This window comes from Kushneria marisflavi (genome assembly GCF_002157205.1).
Lineage (GTDB): Bacteria > Pseudomonadota > Gammaproteobacteria > Pseudomonadales > Halomonadaceae > Kushneria > Kushneria marisflavi.
In genome coordinates, this window is record NZ_CP021358.1 from 1,974,867 (window position 1) to 1,993,592 (window position 18,726).

The window sequence follows — 18,726 nt, forward strand, 5'->3', positions numbered from 1 at the left end:
ACCTCAGGGCTTGACATAGCAGGTTTTGACAACGGTGTAGAATTCGCGCGCATAGCGGCCTTGTTCTCGCGGGCCAAAGCTTGAATGCTTGCGGCCGCCGAAGGGCACATGATAATCGGTGCCGGCGGTAGCCAGGTTGACCATCACACAACCGGTCTCGGCCCGTTTTTTGAAGTCGCTGGCAATCTTCAAGGAATTGGTAATGATGCCGGCCGTCAGCCCAAAGTGAGTGTCGTTGAGCGTGGTAATGGCTTCTTCGTAATCGCGCACTCGAATAACGCAGGCGATCGGTCCGAACATCTCTTCCCGATTGATCGACATGTCGTTGCGAGTGTCGACAAACAGCGCCGGCGACATAAAATAGCCTTCGGACCTGTCCTGAATACGCTTGCCGCCAAAGATCAGACGCGCACCCTCCTGTTTTCCGCGCTCGATCCATTCAAGATTGGATTCGAGCTGGCGCTGATCCACCACCGGCCCAATCTGAACACCTTCGTCGAGCGCGCCGCCTACGACAGCGGACGCAAGCCTTTTCAGCAGTTTGTCCACGAAGGCGTCATGCACGGCATCCGTCACGATCAGTCGTGAGGAAGCTGTACACTTCTGACCGGTGCCTGAGTAGGCGCCGGCAAAGGCGGCTTCAACAGCCAGATCCAGATCGGCATCATCAGCCACGATGAGTGCATTTTTGGAACCCATCTCGAGCTGGCACTTGACCAGATTGCCTGCTGTGGCCGCGGCTACCCGACGGCCTACCTCCAGAGAACCGGTGAAGCTTACGGCGTTGATCTGCTCGCTTGAGATCAGTGCATCGCCGATGCTGCTACCCGAACCCATGATCAGGTTGAAGGTACCCGCCGGCAGCGGCTGACGACTGATGATCTCGGTCAGTGCCCAGGCGCTGGCCGGTACCAGGTTGGCCGGCTTGAAGATGACCGCGTTACCGAACGCCAGCGCCGGTGCAATCTTCCAAACCGCAGTGGCCATCGGGAAATTCCAGGGGCTGATTACGCCTACCACGCCGACAGGCTCGCGATAGGTTTCTACCTCGATACCGGGTCGAGTAGAGTCCACTCGCTCATCGATCTGACGCAACACCTCAGCGGCGTAGTAATGAAAGAACTGACCGGAGCGATAGATCTCACCAGCACCTTCCGCGAGAGGCTTTCCCTCTTCTCGAGACAACAGCCGACCCAGTTCATCCTTACGCGCGATCAACTCGTCGCCGATCGCCATCAAAATACGATAGCGCTCTTCCAGCCCGCTCTGACGCCACTCGGCCAGACCGTTGTGAGCAGCCTTGATGGCCTGATGGACCTGATCGACGCTGGCCTGAGCATATTCGCCAATGACATCGGCGGTATCGGAAGGATTGACATTGGTGACAGATTGACCTCCTTCAACCCAATCACCATTGATGTAAAGTTCACGTAGCTTGGTCATTGCGAATCTCCCTATTGGCTTGGCCAACAGTGTGATGGGGATTCTTTTTATAAGCATAATCAATAATAAAAATTATTTTATAAATATTATTTACCATTCAAAGCAGAGAACACGTTTATGAGCGCCGAGTTAAAAATTCAACAAATTCGTTATGTGCTCGCGATCATTGAAACCGGCGGTTTTCATGCGGCGGCTCGTCAACTCCATCGAACCCAGCCGGCACTATCAATGGCGATACGCGATCTGGAGCACCGCTTGGGGCAGGCACTTTTTGAAAAAAACAGTCATGCGACGCTAACGTCCTTTGGGCACTACTGTTTGCCACGCTTTCGAGAACTGCTGGTGCAGCACGACCGGCTGAGCCAGGATCTGGCCATGCAGGTCAGCCGCCAAGCCGGGCAGGTAGAAATTGCCACCGTGCCTTCGGTAGCCAGCCGACTGATGCCCAATATCCTGGCCGGTTTCACTACTGCGTGGCCGGGGCTGGGGGTCAGCCTCTACGATGGTAACGCTGATTTTGTGCGTGAAATGGTCCTGACAGGAGGTGCTGATCTAGCGCTGACCAGTCTCTGGCAGCACGATGAGCGCCTTGTCTTTGAACCGTTGATTCGGGATCGGGTGGGGGTGGTCTGTCGGCACGATCATGCGCTGGCCGCCCGTGATGATCTACATTGGCATGAACTGAAGGGGCAGACGCTGATACGCAATGGCACATCGCTACTTTTGAAGGATACCGAGGCGGCTTCTTTGTTGAAGGACAGCAGCTATTTCATTCCCAACATGATTTCACTAACTGCGATGCTGGAGTCCGGCATCGGTATTACCACTCTGCCTCAACTGGCCTTTTCGGAAAGTCACTCGGCCCTGCGCTTCATCCCGCTGCATTATCCTGTCGTGGAACGTGTGATTGGATTGCTAAAGCCGGCCAATCGCACCATGTCACCGGCTGCAGAAGCCATGGAAGCGTTTATACTCAATCATTTATCCAATGGCGTGCCAGTGAAAGACTAATTGAGTGCAAACGTTGATGTATGAGTCACAAAAGAGTCGACACACTGGTCGGCCTTTTGAATACAGACAATACTGACCCATTTTTCCGGACGCTTCGGGGTTATGCCGTTGGGCTCTGAGCTGGCAGGTTTCCTATCATGCGCTCAATTAAGTTAAGTGGAATGCTTTTGAGCCAATCTGATTTCGTTGGTATCCAGAGGATATCCATGACCAATTCTCTAATGAATAAACAAGTATTGAATCGCTTGTTCAATTTTCTATCATTGGCCGCCGTAATTCGCCCACGACAACCGTTTTTTGCGTCATGGGCGATCGCTCACTTTCAATCATTCATGCCCATTTTGCCTTCATGACTCAACATCAAATAGAGAGCTCTCTTCGAACAATTTCTGCGCCGGCACTCAAGGCACTCAGCTTTCCTCTTGCCACATCACGCGACAAGGGCGTCATGCCGCAATTGGTGCAGGGATAAAGCTTGTCAGCATCCACAAACTGCAGTGCCTTTCGCAGGGTGTTGGCAACGTCTTCCGGTGTCTCGACAGTATGGGTTGCCACATCGATCGCACCCACCATCACCTTTTTACCTCGAATGAGCTCAATGAGATCCATCGGGACATGAGAGTTATGACATTCCAGCGAAACAAGATCGATGCCGGACTTTTGCAGCCTGGGGAAAATCTCCTCATATTGACGCCACTCGGAGCCCAGCGTCTTTTTCCAGTCCGTATTGGCCTTGATGCCATACCCATAACAAATATGTACGGCGGTCTCGCACTTGAGTCCTTCGATTGCCCTTTCCAGAGTGGCAATCCCCCAATCGTTCACTTCATCAAAAAAAACATTAAATGCGGGCTCATCGAACTGGATAATATCGACGCCGGCAGCCTCCAGCTCTCGAGCCTCCTGATTGAGAATCGCAGCAAACTCCCAGGCCAGCTTTTCACGGCTTTTATAATGGTTGTCATAAAGCGTATCGATCATGGTCATGGGTCCTGGCAAGGCCCACTTGATGGGCTTTTCCGTTTGTTGCCGCAAAAACCTGGCATCATCAACAAACACGGACTTTTGACGCGCTACAGCGCCAACGACCATGGGCACGCTTGCTTCATAGCGGTCACGAATCCTGACCGTCTCACGCTTTTCGAAATCGACGCCGTCGAGATGCTCGATAAATGTCGTGACAAAGTGCTGACGTGATTGCTCACCATCACTGACAATATCGATACCGGCACGTTGCTGTTCATGCAGTGACAAACGTAGCGCATCCTGCTTGCCATCAATCAATTCCTGCCCCTGCAGTTTCCACGGCGACCAGAGCGTTTCCGGCTGAGCAAGCCAGGAAGGTTTGGGCAAGCTGCCAGCCGTTGATGTGGGTAACAACCTTTTCATGATGGATAACCTTGTTGTCGGATTGATCAACGAGCGTCGGTGGCGAACCACTGCTCAAGAAGTGCCTGATAGGGTTTGATAAAGTGCTCTTCAACAAACCTTCCCTGCTCAATACCCAATCGGCTGCGTTCTTCTCGATCATAAACAATTCGCGTCAGTGAATAATCCTGATGCGCCAGGCTTGGCTGGTAGGATTTTTCTGCCGCAGAGTTGGCATTATAAATTTCAGGGCGATAGATCTTTTGAAAGGTATCCATCGTGCTGATGGTGCCGATAAGTTCAAGGTTGGTGTAATCATTGAGCAGGTCGCCAAAAAAATAAAACGCCAGAGGTGCGACGCTGCCTTTTGGCATGAAATAGCGAACCTTCAACCCCATCTTTTTAAAATACTCATCGGTCAGGGAACTCTCATCCTGCCGGTATTCAACCCCCAGCACGGGATGGTAATTCTCTGTGCGATGATAGGTTTTGCTGCCTGAGACACTGATGCATATCACGGGCGGTTTATTAAAGCGCTCTTGATAAGCACTGGAGTTCACAAAACACTCGAACAGCTTGCCGTGCAACGCTCCAAAATTGTCTGGAACGCTAAACGTCGGTCGATCCTTGTTGTGTTCCAGCAAACGAATGCTGAAGTCGTAATCCCGCACATAAGAAGAGAAATTGTTACCCGCAATACCTTCCATACGCTTATTGAATTTTCCATCAACAATGCTGGTCTTCAATATCTCGATCAAAGGCAGAGCATCACTGGCGCATGCAGAACACACCGCCATTTCAACGGAAATGATATCAAGCTCAACGGTGTAGCGATCGCCTTCAGAATTGTCCCAATGTGCCAATGCATTGAAGCGATTGTTAATCATCTTCAGGGTATTGCGCAGGTTTTCTTGTCGCTTCTCTCCTCTGGCCAGGTTGGCAAAGTTGGTGGTAGTGCGCGTACTGTCCGAGGGTCGATAATGCTCATCGAAACCAATGCTTTTAATATTGAACGCAAACTTTTCATTCATCGCGACCTGCCATCCTGATTCCCGGGATATCAATCCAAAATTTTTCGCTTTTTCAAAGTATTCCACTTTTCTTTTCTGGCTTGTCGCAGGTGCGTCGCTGTCTGCTAGGCCAATGCAGGAATGCCCATACGCTCAGCGATTTGATGAAAGGATTGTCGATCTCACAGCATCATGAGACAAACTGATTTTTTGCATGATGAACACAAGTTTCTCTCATGATCGAATGTCTCAGTGCCTGCTCCGAGCCAGTCCTGAACCAGGATCGTACTGGCACTGGACCTTATGGCATTCGGTCATCACTGACCAGGTCCCGGTAATGTGACCCGGCCCGGCTCTGAAGAGTAATGAGCATGTTGAGAAAAGCACTGCAGGAACAACATTTTGTCTGCGTGGTTGAGTTTGTCCCGAAATGTTCCGGCGAAGGCTTTATCGCCTTCGAGCAGCTCATGCAGTGCTCCAGGCTATGCGATTGGCCAATGATGGCAGCAGTGGCCGATCGGGTCGGCAGCAATGCCGATCTCTCACCGATAACGGCATTCTCACAACTGAGGCGTCCCTTCCCGACGCTGCTTCACTTTTCCGGCAAGGACCGGGAACGTCATCATCTGCTGGCGCAGCTGGAAAGAATGGACGCCATGGGTCTGGACCAGCTGCTGATTCTCAGTAGCGATCGCGTTCCCGGTCACAAGCCCGGCCAGAACACCGTCCGCTATCTGGAATCGGTAGCTGCCCTGCAGATCGTCCGTCAGGCCAGGCCGACCTAACGGCTTGGCGCTGCTCTTAACCCGTTCAAGTACCACGAAGAGGAAGGCGGCGCGCAATACTTCAAGGCCGAGAAGAAGCTCGCGGCCGGGGCAGACTTTCTTACCCTGCAACTGGGTTTTGACGTACAAAAGCATTTGGAGGCCTACCGGTGGATGCAGCAGCAAGCGACGCCGGTTCCGCTGCTGGCATGCGTCATGGCACTAACGCATAAAAACGCCGCTTTTTTGGCGCAGGTTCCCGGCGTGACTATTTCGCCTTCAATGCGCGACCTGCTGGCCGCAGAAGAAGCCATCTCCCGTACATATGCTCGGGAGCGCAGCATTGTTCGCCTTGGATTGCAGATCGTTGGTCTGCGTCTGATGGGATATGCCGTCATTCATCTGTCGGGCGTCCATACCGTGGCAAAGCTGCACGCCCTGGAACAGGTCATTGCTGCTCAACGAACAGAGATACAGACGCTGGATCAATGGGCCGCCGCATGGGAGGCCAGTTGGCAGATGAACGGCCTGCCGATCGTGACCTTGCACCCGCAACATGCCGATTGGCACCTGGGCCAATCAAAGGTCCGCGCAACTCAAAAGGAACAGCGGCACTATTACTTGCTGTCGGCTCTCCATTCCCTGCTTTTTAGTCGTAACAACCCCGTGAGTCGGGGATTTGGCTGGATACTCAAGCGTCGCCTGTGGCACACATCGTATGGCAAGCGCTGGCTTCATCAATTGGAACGCGGCCTGAAAAGACCGGTAGTGGGATGTGATACCTGCGGCACCTGCCGTCTTGAAGAGACCCTGTATATTTGCCCGGAAACCTGCCCCAAGGGACTTGCGAACGGCCCCTGCGGCGGCACCCGGCTCAACCGTTGTGAGTTCAACGATCGTGAATACATACACAGCGTCAAGTACAGAACAGCCAGAAGCACGGGACAGACACACGTACTTACCGACCGATTGATCCCATGCGTAGATGCCGATTCCCGACATCAAAGCTTCTGGCCTCGCTGGTTTACGTCACCTTTGGAAGATGAGCGCCACAACAGGAACAGATCAGAAGATGCATTGAAAGATATTGAATAGCACGGACACCGTCAGACCTGTAATGACTTCTGATGGCCGGTTCTACCCGTCATGCTTGCGAAGCGTGCCGCTCGTTGTCGTGGTCTGGAATGTTTGGCACTACCATGGTCATACCATCAACGCTTGTTTAACCATCAGAAGATCCAGGTCAATCCGACTTGATTTTCCATTCCATATAAACACAGCGCTATACGCTTTCCATCATCGAGCTGTAGGCCGCTCGCGACTGAATTCGACGATGCCAAGACACAATGCTCGGATAATCGGATTCGTTGGGCAGCGCCCGGGCAAGCTCGGCACTGGCCAGATGCGTCCCCAGCACGAGATCGGCATAGCTGAATTCGCCGTCCACTAACCATGCGCCGCCCACTGTCAGCAGACGCTCGAGACGACCCCAGACCGGGGGAAGTTTGCGTTGAAGTGCCACCTCAACGACCGACTCGTCCGTCGGTTGACCGAGACGCACGGGCTTGACCACGCGCTCGATGAACACATCAGTCAGCGCCGGGGCCAGATCGTCATCGGCAAAACGTTCCCAGCCAACAATTTGAGCCTGACGCCGAGGATCCTGCCCACCCATGAGATCACTATCGGCCTGCATGATCAGATAGCGGCTAATGCCCGAGGAGTCTACGAGTTCGATCGATCCGTCACTAAAGGCCGGGATGCGCCCTGTGACACTAATGCGGCGAAAATCCGGATCATCACTATGGGGCGGCACCTCGATCGTATCGAGGGTGATATCGAGTTCGTGGGCTACCAGCAACACCTTGCGGACAAAGGGGGATAATGGGACGCCGTACAGTGTCATGATTTCTCCAGAAAAAGTGCGCACGAGGATTGATGGTATACTGCTGGTAACCACAGGCCATGGCCATGCCCGAGCACTCAACGCCCCATCAGCTATCAGCTATCAGCTATCAGCTTTGAATTGTTATTGATATCTCATTGACAGGAACAGACCCTGGCAGCGTTCTGGCTGCCAGGGTCTGTTCTTGCCGTCGAAACAATTGATAGCAGGGTATCAGCTGCCACGATAGGTCGAGTAAGCGTACGGGCTCAACAGCAGCGGAATGTGATAGTGCTGATCGACATTATCGACCTGAAACGGGACAGTAATTTCAGGAAAGAATGTGGAGATATCCTGCTTTTTGTACCAGTCGCCGGTTCCAAAAACCGCCCGATACACGCCTGACTCAAGAGTTTCGCCCTCGGGGAACAGTGCCGAAATGCGTCCGTCTTCACTGGTGGTATCGGTGGCGACGGTTTCCCAGCCATTGTCAGTCTGATGTTCCAGCTTGACCTCGACACCCGAAGAGGGCTTGCCCGTCTGAGTATTGAGCACGTGCACGCTGATCGGGTTGGTGGCCGCCATGGCCAGCGTCGAGGCACCGCTTAACAGCACGGCAACGCTTAAAGTCGTCAGTGTCTTCATGTCGTTCTCCTGTTATTGATCCTGCGGTAATACCTTGTGGATACCCTTGAGGGCACAGCCCTCGTCGGTCGCTGAACCCCCGGCCCCGGCAACGCCTACGGCACCGATGACTTCACCATTGCTCCTGAGAGGAACGCCTCCCCCCAACAGCAGCAGGTCGCTGACGGTGGCCAAATTCTGCGACTCGGGATTGTTGCGTGCCGACTCTGCCAGCTGGCGTGTCGGTGTCTTCGTGGACAACGCGGTAAAGGCCTTGCGCTGGGCGGCCTGCGTATTATGCGGACCGATATTGTCATCGCGCTGCAGGGCCACAAGATTACCGCCGCGATCTACCACGGCGGCCACCGCCGTATGCTGATCGGCATGACAGGCTTGAAGTGTGGCGTCCAGAACCTGATTGGCCAGCGCCAGAGATACATCAGAATGTATTTTTACGTCGGGCGACTGTGCCAGCGCCGCACTTGTACAAAGTGCACCCAGCAGCAGTGACCATCGAGTCTTGTGAATCAATTCTCTATTCTCCTGCAGCGTTGTTGTCGTTGACACGAGCAATATCGTCCACGCGAGCGGCCATTACCATTACAGCAGGATTACAGATTTGTAATGGTGTCCATCAGGAAAAACACTGAAGATGAATCGCGATAACCACAGGGGAAGACGGTGCGTATTCTAGTCGTGGAAGATGAAGTCAAGACCGCCGATTATTTACACAAGGGCCTGAGCGAGTCCGGTTACAGCGTGGATGTCGCGCATGACGGGCTTGCAGGGCAGCAGCGAATCAGCGATGAACATTTCGATCTGATCATTCTTGACGTCATGCTGCCCGACATGAACGGATGGCAGCTGCTTCAGTTCATCCGCAGCCGCTGGCAGACACCGGTGCTTTTTCTGACCGCTCGTGACGCTGTGGAATATCGCGTTAAGGGGCTCGAGCTCGGCGCTGATGACTACCTGGTAAAACCCTTTTCCTACGTGGAGCTTCTGGCTCGGGTTCGAACCCTGTTGCGACGCGGCCCGCCGCGTGAGACGCAGCTGTTCAGCGTTGGCGATCTGTCCCTGGATCTCGTTCAGCACCGAGCGATGCGCCAAGGTCAGCGTATTCATCTCACCAACAAGGAATTCGCGCTGCTGCATCTGTTGATCAGCCGCGAAAATGAGGTGCTTTCACGCACCTTTATCGCGTCACAGATCTGGAACATGAACTTTGAAAGCGACACCAATGTGGTCGATGTGGCCATTCGCCGGCTGCGTGCCAAGGTGGACGATCCCTGGTCTCATCGCCTGATTCATACGGTGCGTGGCATGGGTTACATGCTGGGACTTGTACCATGAGTCGAATCACGGGCTCATTGACGCTCCGACTGGCATTTTTATTTGCATTAGTCGTTGGGCTGCTACTGAGCACCATCGGTCTTTATCTTTATCATTCCCTGTATAGCGAAATTACCTGGCGTGACGATCAGATGCTGCGGGGCCGCCTGGAGCGCATGATCGTGCTGCTGGACAATAGCGCCAGCGTCGAGGCACTGCGTCACCGCCCTCGACTGTATGCCAACATGCTTGATAATCGCGAAAGCGTGCTCTGGGTGCTGACGGATGACGACCGTCCTATCATAGAAGTCAATCCCATGCATCAGCCGGTGCCTGAACTGAAAGGCAGTGATGAGGTGCAGCTGCGTACCGTTTTGAATGGCGCACCGGCAAGACTTGCCTGGATTGATGCCCGTCTTGATGGCCAACAGGTCACGCTGATTGCCGGCAAGCGTCTGACCGAGCGTAACCGCATGCTGGCGAGTTATCGCAGCAAGCTCTGGCTTTCGCTGGCGGGTGGTTCTCTGGCGGCCTTTTTGCTCGGCTGGATCGTCACAAGACGCGGACTGGCTCCGGTCAGGCGGTTAACGGCTCGAGCAGCCACTATCGATACGCAGCATCTCTATTATCGTTTGCCCGAGCACTCGGAAGTCAGCGAGCTGCGTGACTTGAGCCTTGCCCTGAACGGTATGCTGACTCGCCTTGAAGCCGGTTTTCTGCAGCTTTCACGCTTTTCCGAAGATCTCGCCCATGAGATGCGAACGCCCTTGACCAATTTGATGGGACAGACACAGCAGAGGCTGCGTCATGACCGGACCGGCGATGAATACAAAGAGATACTGATTTCTAATCAGGAGGAGTTTGAAAGACTCGCGCGCATGATCGACAGCATGCTCTTTCTGGCGCGTAACGAGCAGCCCGATGCAAGCCTCGATCGACAGCCGATCGAGCTTCACGACATGGTCGATCAGCTCTGCGAGTATTTCGAAGGCATGGCCGAAGAGCGGGGTATGACACTGATCAATCGAACTCATGGCCGTCTTGATGCCGACCCGGATCTGCTACGACGTGCGCTGGCCAACCTGATCGCCAATGCTCTGCGTTACGGTCAGACGCAAACGCCCATCGTCATTGATCAGCAGCAGATTGATCACCTGCACCATATCAGTGTCCTCAATCAGGGAGAGCCGATTCCCGAGGCGCATCTGTCGCTGCTATTCGAGCGTTTCTACCGTGTGGATGCGTCGCGCCATACGCCCGGCGATTCCGGCGGACTGGGACTGGCGATCGTACGCTCCATCGCTCAACTTCATGGCGGTCTGGCGACGGTCAGCAATGAACATTCGGGGGTACGCTTTACGTTATGCCTTCCGGTATCGGCTCGGTCCTGAATCAGACAGGTCAATATGGCGGCACGCTTACCATGGTTACACTGATCATCAATGCCTAGCTGGGCATGCGCATCAAGCGCAGCATTTTATTTTCTGGTCAGCTTTGCCGTGCTGTTATGCAACTTTGCCCGTATCAATCAAAGGCTGCCTATACACTTTGTTAAAGGCTACAGTTCACAGATACTGATGGGCAGGAAAAGATACATTAGCTATCTCAGCTCATTACCGAATGGGTAGCAATTTGGGTAGTAAAAAATAAAAGCCATTCTAAAAATACATCAAGCCATTGATAATAAAAGATTTTTAAATCAAATCAACATTAAGATTCAAAATATTGAGTAGGGTCTGACAGGCACCTCGGAAAACAAGCCTTTATTTTTACCGGGGTCAGTCCACCAACATCTATCAATACTGGCCAGAAGTCATATCTCTTTGGGTAATTAAAGTGGGGGGCAATTCGTTGCCTGCCCACTTTTTGTCTTTACCATCGATAGCGATCCCCCATCGCATCCGTGCCCTTGATGCCAAAGCGGGGGAGCCATGAAAGGGAAGGGAAGGACTACCTTTCATCCAGTCAATGAGTGGGAGAGAGCCGACGCGCCAGCCACCAACCCAGCAGCAGGGCCATGATGAATGCTGCCAACGGCCAGCTCGGTTCCGGTAGCGAGGCAACCGCCGGGCCCGGGCAATAGCCGGAGAGGCCCCAGCCAATACCGAAAAGCGCGGCACCGCCCAGCAGCCGGGTATCGAGATCACGGCGGGTGGGCAGCTGAAACCGGGACTCGAACAGCGGCATCTGGCGTCGCCAGACGAGGCGATAACCGATGAATGTAGTGACAACCGCCCCGCCCAGCACGAAGATCAGGGTCGAATCCCAGGCGCCGGCAACATCGAGAAAGCCGATAACTCGAGCCGGATCGGTCATGCCGCTGATCGCCAGACCGAGACCGAACAACAATCCCGCTAAATAACCTGCCAGAATTTTCATGCCGAGCCCCCCAGCATATGACGCGACAGGTACACGGTCAGCATGGCAACAAGTACGAAGACGAGTGTTGCGGCCATCGACCGGGGCGACAGACGCGCCACCCCGCAAACCCCATGGCCGCTGGTACAGCCGCTCCCCAGGCCGGTGCCCAACCCGACCAGCAGGCCGGCAACCAACATCATCGCCAGTCCACTTTCCGGGAGACCGACCACCGCTCCGCTGTCGCCTGACACATTGCCCCAGTCCAGCCCGGTCAATATCAACAGGCCCGGCCCGGAGACAATGCCCAGCACAAACGCAAGGCGCCAGGGCCTGTTTCCGCCACGTTCGAAAAGCAGTCCGGAGAGAATGCCGCTGATCCCCGCGATTCGTCCCAGCGATCCCATTAGCAGGGTAGCGGCAAGCCCGATCAGAATGCCACCCAGTGCACCTTGCAACCCGCTCATCGTTTCCATCTCGCACCTCATTGTCAGTGCCGCCAAACAGCCGTTTTTCAGACGCTCGGCCGCGCCGACGTCACATGATGGCGACAACGTCGTTCCGTCTCTCGTTAACGTCTGGCGACTCATTCAAAACTGTTGCCCCGTTCATGACTACCCTCATAAATTGATTCGGTGCAGTGTGATACTGCCAGGTGGCAACGCCTTCTCACTCCCACATCGCGCCCTCAAGCGCATTCAGTGGCATCTTCAAATAGCGCCGGCCGTTGCTTTCAGGCTCAGGCAGGCGCCCACCGAGGATGTTGACCTGCAGCGCATGCAGAATCAGCTTTGGCATCGGCAGTTCGCGATCACGCTGCTCACGCAGCGCCACGAACTCGGCCTCGCTGCTTTCATTCAGGCGATGCTTGTTGGTGTCGCGCTGCTCACGCACCGTACTTTCCCACTGCGGCTCGCGATCGTCCGGCATGTAGTCATGGCCGGTAAACAGCCGCGTCTCGTCCGGCAGGGCCAGAATGGCCTGGATCGAGTGCCACAGCTGATGGGCACTGCCGCCGGGAAAGTCGGCCCTGGCGGTGCCGAAGTCCGGCTGAAAGAGCGTGTCGTGGACGAAGGCGGCATCACCGATCACATAGGTGATCGAGGCCAGCGTATGCCCTGGCGAGTGCATCACGCGGGCTTCGAGCCTGCCCACCCTGAACGTCTCCCCGTCGTCAAACAAACGATCCCACTGGCTGCCGTCATCCTTTAGTTCCGGCCAGTGGTAGATCTCCTTCCACAGCGCCTGAACCTGCGTCACCGGCCGGCCAATGGCAGTCGGCGCGCCGGTTTTTTCATGCAGATAGCGCGCCGCGGAGAAATGATCGGCATGCGGATGCGTGTCCAGAATCCAGTCAACCTCGAGCCTTTCCCGCTCGATATATTCAAGCAGCGCATCGGCCTGCAGTGTGGCGGTCGCCCCGGCCTTCTCATCAAAATCGAGCACCGGATCAATGATCACGCAGCGGCGTGTGGCGGGGTCTGACACCACGTACTGAATGCTGAAGGTGCGCGGATCGAAAAAGCCGGCAACATCGGGCCGGGCACGGTCCTGATCTCCCGGGGAGAGGGCAAAGGTCTTCATGGCGGCTCCAGTCAAAGAGGCGTCTTCAGTCTAGCGTGATTTCAGCCAGGATCGATGGGTGCCGTGACCATGAGGTGTTGATGATTGGAGACGGTCGGTCTAAATTAATTCCATGCAGACACCCACACCTTCGGGCAAGCGCCGCGGCCGCCCACCCAAAGTGCCCCGCCATCATCCCGACACCCGGGAGGCCCTGATTCACTGTGGCGTTGAAGTGCTCACCGAGCAGGGGTTCGTCTCGACCGGCATTGACGGCGTGTTGAAACGGGTCGGCGTTCCAAAGGGCTCGTTTTATCACTACTTCGACAGCAAGGAGGCCTTCGGGCACGCCGTGCTGGCCTGCTATGCCGACTATTTTGCCCGCAGGCTCGACCGCTGCCTGCTCGATGCCGGTCTATCGCCGCTGGAGAGGCTTCGACATTTCACGCAAAACGCTCAGGAAGGCATGGCACGTCATGACTATCGGCGAGGCTGTCTGGTGGGCAACCTGGGGCAGGAAGTCACGCTTCTTCCTGCAGGGTTCGACGAGCGACTGGAAGCCATCCTGCAGGACTGGCAACGACGGGTCGCCGACTGCCTGCGGCTGGCTCAAACGCAGGGCGAACTGGCCGGTGACGCCGACTGTGACGCACTGGCCGCCTTTTTCTGGATCGGCTGGGAGGGGGCCGTACAGCGCGCCCGACTGGTCCGCGGACCGGCGCCTCTGGTGCTTTTCCGTCAGGAATTCTTCGCACGATTGCCACGCTGATCTCGATCCGACAAGCGCGCAATGCCCGCTTCGACTCACCGTCCATCCTTCAGGGAGGCTTACATGTTCAACGCCATTTTAGTGGAGCAGACCGACCAGCAAGGTCGCGCGGTCGTCACACAGCTGGAGACGGCATCGCTCCCGCCGGGCAACGTCCTGGTTCGCGTCGAATGGAGCACGCTCAATTACAAGGACGCGCTGGCGATTACCGGCAAGGGGGCGGTCGTGCGCCGATTTCCCATGGTGCCGGGCATCGATCTTGCCGGTGTCGTCGAGCACAGCGAGCATCCCGAATGGACAGCGGGCGATCGCGTGCTGCTCAACGGCTGGGGCATCGGCGAGGAGCACTGGGGCGGCCTTGCGCAATACGCGCGCGTCGACGGTGACTGGCTTACCCGGCTACCACCCTCGCTGAACAGCCACCAGGCGATGGCCATCGGCACTGCTGGCTATACCGCCATGCTGAGCGTGCTGGCGCTGGAGCGTCACGGCCTGACACCGGATCGTGGTGAGGTTCTGGTGACTGGCGCCAACGGGGGCGTCGGCAGCTACGCCATTGCCCTGCTGGCGGCACGCGGCTACCACGTCGTCGCAGCGACCGGACGTTCTCAGGAGTCGGCCTTTCTCGAGCGACTGGGTGCCGCTGACATCATCGATCGCGGCGAACTATCAAAGCCTGGCAAGCCGCTGGCCAGAGCGCGCTGGTTTGCCGCCATCGACTCAGTCGGCAGCCATACTCTGGCCAATCTCTGCGCCATGACACGCCCCGACGGCCTGATCGCCGCCTGTGGTCTGGCTCAGGGCATGGATTTTCCCGCGACCGTGGCCCCCTTCATTCTGCGCGGCATCAGCCTGCTTGGCATCAACAGCGTCACTCGGCCCGCCGAGGAACGACAGCACGCCTGGGCGCGACTGGCCGAGGACATCGATCCCGCCCTGCTCGGCGAGATCTCACGGGATATCCGTCTGAGCGATGCGCTGGACGCCTCCGAGCAGCTTCTGGAAGGCGCCATACGCGGCCGGCTGGTCGTGGACGTCAATGGCTGACCCTTCGACGGTACTGATCAGGCGGCTCAACGTCTGATCTCCGAAAGCCACGGATCATCTGTATTTTCCTTTTTCCTGCCGGAGCCCGGGTCATGATCACCGCCCGCCCTGTGTATCAACGCCCGCTGTTTCAAATTCTGTTTGGCCTTTTGATGTTTGCCCTCTATCTGGGCAGCCAGTTTCTGAGCGTATGGGTACTACAGCATGTCCTGAGTGATGCCTCATTTGCAGCGCTGATGCAAAGCTATGGCTTTGCAGTGCTTCTGGCGCCGTCATTGGCACTGATGCTCGCAGGGTTTTGGACATGGCGACGCTGGTGCTCCCTGAGCCCCACGCTGGTCGGACACTTCACGACCGGTGATGTGGCCCGGGGCATCGGCCTGGTATTGCTGATTCAGGGTCTGGCCGCCGCGATCAGTCTCTGGCTGGACATGGCACCCGAGGCGTTCATGAGCTCGCTGTATGACGGTAAAAGCCTGTTTCAGAGCATTGTCATGGTGGCCTGTGTACTGATCTGGGCACCCGTCATCGAAGAACTGGCCTTTCGACACTTCCTGATCGCGCGCATCGATGATCAAACGCGCGGCTGGCGCGTGGGGCTTTTGGTCACATTCAGCGCGCTATGTTTTGCCGGGCTGCACATGTTCCAGTACCACCACACGCTCACCTTCGCAGCCCTTCTGGGCTGGGGGTTGGTGCTGGGCTACTACCGCTGGCGCACCGGCGGGCTCCTGCTGCCGATGCTGCTGCACGCCTTCATCTCCAGCATTGGCCTTATCGGCGCGCTGTTTCAGAGCTGAGTCGCACGCAAGTCGCATCTTCATGGAAGCGCTGATACCACCATAATGCACTCCCTGACGACCCCACACCCTCCATACAATTTATTTTTATTAGAAACCCTACCAGGCTGTCATGACGGATAAGCCGTTAAGCAATAAAAAAGCATGCCCACATAATGACAAGCGCAAGGGAGAGTCACATGGGAACATCTTCAGGAAACGAACGGCGACGCGATATTGCGTTGCTACTGGTCGGCGCGCTGGTCGCGCTGGTCGGACTGGCACTGATCGTCGGCGGCGCCTGGCTGGCGATCGTTGGCGGCTCCTGGTATTACCTGCTGGCCGGCATCGGTATGCTGCTCGCCGGCGGGCTTTTGATCCGGCGACGTCGCACCGGCGTTGTGCTCTACGCTCTGGTCTTTATTGGCTCACTGCTGTGGGCGGCCTGGGAGTCGGGACTGGATTACTGGCGCTGGATTCCGCGCATGGATGTGGTACTGATCCTTGCCATTCTGGTGGCGCTGGTGGCCTGGCGCACTATTGATGGCCCGTCCCGGCGCACCTCCCTGTTTTCCGCCGGCGGGCTGACGCTGGTGCTGGCCGGGGCCGGGACGCTCGCGTTTTTGCCGCACAATTTCTCGCACTCAGGTGACGTGCCCGGGCCGCAGTCGGCATCGCTTGCCACGAATACCGGCAGCGCTCAGCCAGCCGACCAGCCGGCACGCGGTGACTGGGCGGCCTACGGCGGTGACAATGCCGCCACCCGTTATACCTCGCTGGATCAGATCACGCCCGACAACGTCGGCAAGCTGGAAAAGGCCTGGACCTATCGCACCGGGGATCTGCTCGACCATCGCTGGGGTGCCGAGACCACGCCGCTAAAAATCGGCAACAGCGTCTATCTGTGCACCTCGCGCAATATCCTGATCTCGCTGAACGCAGCCACCGGTGAAGAGCGCTGGCGCCATGACCCGCAGGTCTCCGAAGATGCCATCCCCTACACCGCGGCCTGTCGCGGGGTCACGTACTATCAGGTGCCGGAAAACGCCCCGATACAGGATGACAGCACAGACACAAACCGCACGACGGCCCTGAGCGATGATAGCGCCGCATCCTCTGATGACGGTGCCGAAGGCGTTGTGGCCGCCTCGTCAAGTGACGGCGCGCAGCAGTGCCGGACGCGCATTTTCTCGGGCACGCTGGATGGTCGCATCATTGCCGTGGATGCCGAGACCGGCAAGCCCTGTACCGGGTTTGGCGATAACGGCCAGGTCGATATCAAGCAGAACATGGGCGAGACCCCGCCGGGCTATGTCTCGATCAACTCGGCCCCGGTGATTGTCGATGACGTGCTGGTCACCGGCCATCAGGTGCTCGACGGTCAGCGTCGCTATCCGCCCTCCGGCGTGATCAAGGGCTATAACGCCGTGACCGGCGAACTCGAATGGGCCTGGGATGCCGGCCGGCCGGATCGCAGCGAGCCGCTCAGCGGTGACGAGACCTACGTGCGCGGCTCGCCCAACATGTGGACCACCGCCGTGGGCGACAACAATCTGGGACTGGTCTATCTGCCGATGGCCAACTCCGCGGCGGACTACTGGAGCAGCTCGCGCACGCCGGCCGAGAACGAATGGGCCAGCTCGCTGGTGGCGCTGGATGTCACCACCGGGCTGCCGAAGTGGAAGTTTCAGACCGCACACAAGGACGTCTGGGACTACGACCCCGGCTCCCAGCCGACGCTGATCGACTTTCCCACCGATAACGGCCGCGTGCCGGCGGTGGTCATGCCGACCAAGCAGGGCGGCATCTACGTCTTTGATCGTCGCAGCGGCGAACTGCTTGGCGGCGGCGCCGAGGAGCGCTTGGTCCCGCAGGGTGGGGTGGAACCCGAGCAGCGCTCGAAAACCCAGCCCTATTCGCTCTATCACACCCTTGAGCAGCCCAAGCTGACCGAGCGCGACATGTGGGGCATGTCACCCTTTGATCAGATGTTCTGTCGCATCCAGTTTCAGAACGCCAGCTATAAAGGCATGTACACGCCGCCGACTGCCGATCAGCACTGGGTCGAGTACACCGGCTACAACGGCGGTTCGGACTGGGGCAGCATCGCGATCGACCCGGAACGCGGCGTGCTGATCGCCAACTACAACGACATGCCCAACCACAACATTCTCGTGCCGCGTGAGAAGGCCAATGAGTACGGCTGGAAACCGCGCGAAGAGATGGCCAGTGACGACGGCGGCGCCGAAGGGGCAGGAGACCCTCAGGCCAACACGCCCTACGCCGTCAACGTCAACGCCGGCTGGCGCGTGCCCTACACCGGCCTGCTCTGCAAGGAGCCGCCCTACGGCCATATTCGCGCTGTCGATGTCGCCTCCGGCAACACGCTGTGGGACCGCCCGCTGGGCACCGCCCGTGCCAACGGCCCCTGGGGCATCCGCTCAGGCCTGCCGATCAACATCGGCACGCCCAACAACGGCGGCTCGGCCGTCACCGCGGGCGGTCTGATCTTCATTGCCGCGGCGACCGATGACCTGATTCGGGCCATCGACATTGAAAGCGGTGAAACGCTGTGGAGCGCACCGCTACCGGCAGGTGGTCAGGCCAATCCGCTGGTGTATGAAGCCAACGGACGCGAATATCTGATGATTGTCGCCACCGGCCACCACTTCATGGAAACGCCGTCAGGGGATTACGTGCTGACCTATGCACTGCCGCAGTAGATTGATTGGAGGAAAGACAAACCGCAGAGAAAAAAGCGCCCTTCGGGGCG

18 protein-coding genes are annotated in these 18,726 nt (G+C 56.9%); 9 read left to right on the forward strand and 9 right to left on the reverse strand.

Translation table 11 applies throughout. The features are described from left to right. Positions 1 to 3: 3 nt before the first annotated feature. The gene (locus tag B9H00_RS09020) at positions 4 to 1,443 is read right to left on the reverse strand and encodes an aldehyde dehydrogenase family protein (RefSeq protein ID WP_086621243.1); all 1,440 of its coding nucleotides are present in this window, start codon (positions 1,441 to 1,443) and stop codon (positions 4 to 6) included. A gap of 117 nt (positions 1,444 to 1,560) precedes the next feature. Here B9H00_RS09020 and B9H00_RS09025 point away from each other — a divergent pair, with 117 nt between their 5' ends. Continuing rightward, positions 1,561 to 2,454, forward strand: a complete 894-nt coding sequence (locus tag B9H00_RS09025; protein WP_086621242.1) for a LysR family transcriptional regulator — start codon at positions 1,561 to 1,563, stop codon at positions 2,452 to 2,454. A 360-nt stretch (positions 2,455 to 2,814) separates the two neighbouring features. Here the strand turns inward: B9H00_RS09025 and B9H00_RS09030 are convergent, their stop codons facing one another. Both B9H00_RS09030 and B9H00_RS09035 read right to left on the reverse strand, forming a co-directional pair. Continuing rightward, positions 2,815 to 3,843 (reverse strand): methionine synthase, encoded by a 1,029-nt coding sequence (locus B9H00_RS09030; RefSeq protein WP_086621241.1) that lies wholly within the window; start codon positions 3,841 to 3,843, stop codon positions 2,815 to 2,817. 26 nt (positions 3,844 to 3,869) lie between these two features. Further along, entirely contained in the window at positions 3,870 to 4,853 is a 984-nt protein-coding gene (locus B9H00_RS09035; protein WP_086621239.1) for a DUF1852 domain-containing protein, read from the reverse strand. A 350-nt stretch (positions 4,854 to 5,203) separates the two neighbouring features. On the opposite strand from B9H00_RS09035, the gene B9H00_RS16935 reads away from it, so the two are divergent. Next, positions 5,204 to 5,617: a methylenetetrahydrofolate reductase gene (locus tag B9H00_RS16935; protein ID WP_211329616.1), complete on the forward strand. Its 414-nt coding sequence runs from the start codon at positions 5,204 to 5,206 to the stop codon at positions 5,615 to 5,617. Positions 5,618 to 5,812: 195 nt separating this feature from the next. Then, entirely contained in the window at positions 5,813 to 6,691 is an 879-nt protein-coding gene (locus tag B9H00_RS16940; RefSeq protein WP_211329617.1) for a methylenetetrahydrofolate reductase C-terminal domain-containing protein, read from the forward strand. 187 nt (positions 6,692 to 6,878) lie between these two features. Here the strand turns inward: B9H00_RS16940 and B9H00_RS09045 are convergent, their stop codons facing one another. The 3 genes from B9H00_RS09045 to B9H00_RS09055 form a co-directional block, all read right to left on the reverse strand. Continuing rightward, the gene (locus tag B9H00_RS09045; RefSeq protein WP_086621237.1) at positions 6,879 to 7,502 is read right to left on the reverse strand and encodes a glutathione S-transferase family protein; all 624 of its coding nucleotides are present in this window, start codon (positions 7,500 to 7,502) and stop codon (positions 6,879 to 6,881) included. Between the two features lie 213 nt (positions 7,503 to 7,715). Next, a complete protein-coding gene (uraH, locus tag B9H00_RS09050; RefSeq protein ID WP_086621235.1) occupies positions 7,716 to 8,126 on the reverse strand; it encodes a hydroxyisourate hydrolase in 411 nt (136 codons plus the stop codon). A 12-nt stretch (positions 8,127 to 8,138) separates the two neighbouring features. Continuing rightward, positions 8,139 to 8,672 carry a GlcG/HbpS family heme-binding protein gene (locus tag B9H00_RS09055; RefSeq protein WP_236944240.1) on the reverse strand — a complete coding sequence of 178 codons (534 nt, stop codon included), beginning with the start codon at positions 8,670 to 8,672 and terminating at the stop codon, positions 8,139 to 8,141. Positions 8,673 to 8,786: 114 nt separating this feature from the next. Here B9H00_RS09055 and B9H00_RS09060 point away from each other — a divergent pair, with 114 nt between their 5' ends. Continuing rightward, positions 8,787 to 9,458, forward strand: a complete 672-nt coding sequence (locus B9H00_RS09060; protein WP_086621233.1) for a heavy metal response regulator transcription factor — start codon at positions 8,787 to 8,789, stop codon at positions 9,456 to 9,458. Next, entirely contained in the window at positions 9,455 to 10,828 is a 1,374-nt protein-coding gene (locus B9H00_RS09065; RefSeq protein ID WP_086621231.1) for a heavy metal sensor histidine kinase, read from the forward strand. The genes B9H00_RS09060 and B9H00_RS09065 overlap by 4 nt, the downstream gene beginning before the upstream one ends. Positions 10,829 to 11,402: 574 nt before the next feature. Here the strand turns inward: B9H00_RS09065 and B9H00_RS09070 are convergent. The 3 genes from B9H00_RS09070 to B9H00_RS09080 form a co-directional block, all read right to left on the reverse strand. Beyond that, positions 11,403 to 11,816, reverse strand: coding sequence for a DUF6691 family protein (locus B9H00_RS09070; protein WP_086900371.1), 414 nt, complete (start codon positions 11,814 to 11,816; stop codon positions 11,403 to 11,405). Then, entirely contained in the window at positions 11,813 to 12,271 is a 459-nt protein-coding gene (locus tag B9H00_RS09075) for a YeeE/YedE family protein (RefSeq protein WP_086900372.1), read from the reverse strand. Before B9H00_RS09075 ends, B9H00_RS09070 begins: the two co-directional genes overlap by 4 nt. A 193-nt stretch (positions 12,272 to 12,464) precedes the next feature. Then, the gene (locus tag B9H00_RS09080) at positions 12,465 to 13,379 is read right to left on the reverse strand and encodes an MBL fold metallo-hydrolase (RefSeq protein ID WP_086900373.1); all 915 of its coding nucleotides are present in this window, start codon (positions 13,377 to 13,379) and stop codon (positions 12,465 to 12,467) included. Between the two features lie 112 nt (positions 13,380 to 13,491). Between B9H00_RS09080 and acuR the strand changes: the two genes are divergently transcribed. From acuR to B9H00_RS09100, 4 genes are all read left to right on the forward strand, one after another. Beyond that, on the forward strand, positions 13,492 to 14,127 hold the full coding sequence (gene acuR / locus B9H00_RS09085; protein WP_086900374.1) for an acrylate utilization transcriptional regulator AcuR: 636 nt from the start codon (positions 13,492 to 13,494) through the stop codon (positions 14,125 to 14,127). A 63-nt stretch (positions 14,128 to 14,190) separates the two neighbouring features. Continuing rightward, positions 14,191 to 15,174 carry an acrylyl-CoA reductase (NADPH) gene (gene acuI, locus B9H00_RS09090; protein WP_086900375.1) on the forward strand — a complete coding sequence of 328 codons (984 nt, stop codon included), beginning with the start codon at positions 14,191 to 14,193 and terminating at the stop codon, positions 15,172 to 15,174. Between the two features lie 92 nt (positions 15,175 to 15,266). Continuing rightward, entirely contained in the window at positions 15,267 to 15,974 is a 708-nt protein-coding gene (locus B9H00_RS09095) for a CPBP family intramembrane glutamic endopeptidase (RefSeq protein ID WP_086900376.1), read from the forward strand. A 179-nt stretch (positions 15,975 to 16,153) separates the two neighbouring features. Then, positions 16,154 to 18,676, forward strand: coding sequence for a membrane-bound PQQ-dependent dehydrogenase, glucose/quinate/shikimate family (locus B9H00_RS09100; RefSeq protein ID WP_086900377.1), 2,523 nt, complete (start codon positions 16,154 to 16,156; stop codon positions 18,674 to 18,676). Positions 18,677 to 18,726: the final 50 nt, after the last annotated feature.

What these genes read in the sequence shown, in the direction of transcription:
- B9H00_RS09075 (WP_086900372.1), bottom strand. Translation starts at nt 12,271, where the DNA reads ATGGAAACGATGAGCGGGTTGCAAGGTGCACTGGGTGGCATTCTGATC.
- B9H00_RS09045 (WP_086621237.1), bottom strand. Translation starts at nt 7,502, where the DNA reads ATGACACTGTACGGCGTCCCATTATCCCCCTTTGTCCGCAAGGTGTTG.
- B9H00_RS16940 (WP_211329617.1), top strand. Translation starts at nt 5,813, where the DNA reads ATGGCACTAACGCATAAAAACGCCGCTTTTTTGGCGCAGGTTCCCGGC.
- B9H00_RS09035 (WP_086621239.1), bottom strand. Translation starts at nt 4,853, where the DNA reads ATGAATGAAAAGTTTGCGTTCAATATTAAAAGCATTGGTTTCGATGAG.
- B9H00_RS09030 (WP_086621241.1), bottom strand. Translation starts at nt 3,843, where the DNA reads ATGAAAAGGTTGTTACCCACATCAACGGCTGGCAGCTTGCCCAAACCT.
- acuR (WP_086900374.1), top strand. Translation starts at nt 13,492, where the DNA reads ATGCAGACACCCACACCTTCGGGCAAGCGCCGCGGCCGCCCACCCAAA.
- B9H00_RS09095 (WP_086900376.1), top strand. Translation starts at nt 15,267, where the DNA reads ATGATCACCGCCCGCCCTGTGTATCAACGCCCGCTGTTTCAAATTCTG.
- B9H00_RS09100 (WP_086900377.1), top strand. Translation starts at nt 16,154, where the DNA reads ATGGGAACATCTTCAGGAAACGAACGGCGACGCGATATTGCGTTGCTA.
- acuI (WP_086900375.1), top strand. Translation starts at nt 14,191, where the DNA reads ATGTTCAACGCCATTTTAGTGGAGCAGACCGACCAGCAAGGTCGCGCG.
- B9H00_RS16935 (WP_211329616.1), top strand. Translation starts at nt 5,204, where the DNA reads ATGTTGAGAAAAGCACTGCAGGAACAACATTTTGTCTGCGTGGTTGAG.
- B9H00_RS09070 (WP_086900371.1), bottom strand. Translation starts at nt 11,816, where the DNA reads ATGAAAATTCTGGCAGGTTATTTAGCGGGATTGTTGTTCGGTCTCGGT.
- B9H00_RS09020 (WP_086621243.1), bottom strand. Translation starts at nt 1,443, where the DNA reads ATGACCAAGCTACGTGAACTTTACATCAATGGTGATTGGGTTGAAGGA.
- B9H00_RS09080 (WP_086900373.1), bottom strand. Translation starts at nt 13,379, where the DNA reads ATGAAGACCTTTGCCCTCTCCCCGGGAGATCAGGACCGTGCCCGGCCC.
- B9H00_RS09025 (WP_086621242.1), top strand. Translation starts at nt 1,561, where the DNA reads ATGAGCGCCGAGTTAAAAATTCAACAAATTCGTTATGTGCTCGCGATC.
- uraH (WP_086621235.1), bottom strand. Translation starts at nt 8,126, where the DNA reads ATGAAGACACTGACGACTTTAAGCGTTGCCGTGCTGTTAAGCGGTGCC.
- B9H00_RS09065 (WP_086621231.1), top strand. Translation starts at nt 9,455, where the DNA reads ATGAGTCGAATCACGGGCTCATTGACGCTCCGACTGGCATTTTTATTT.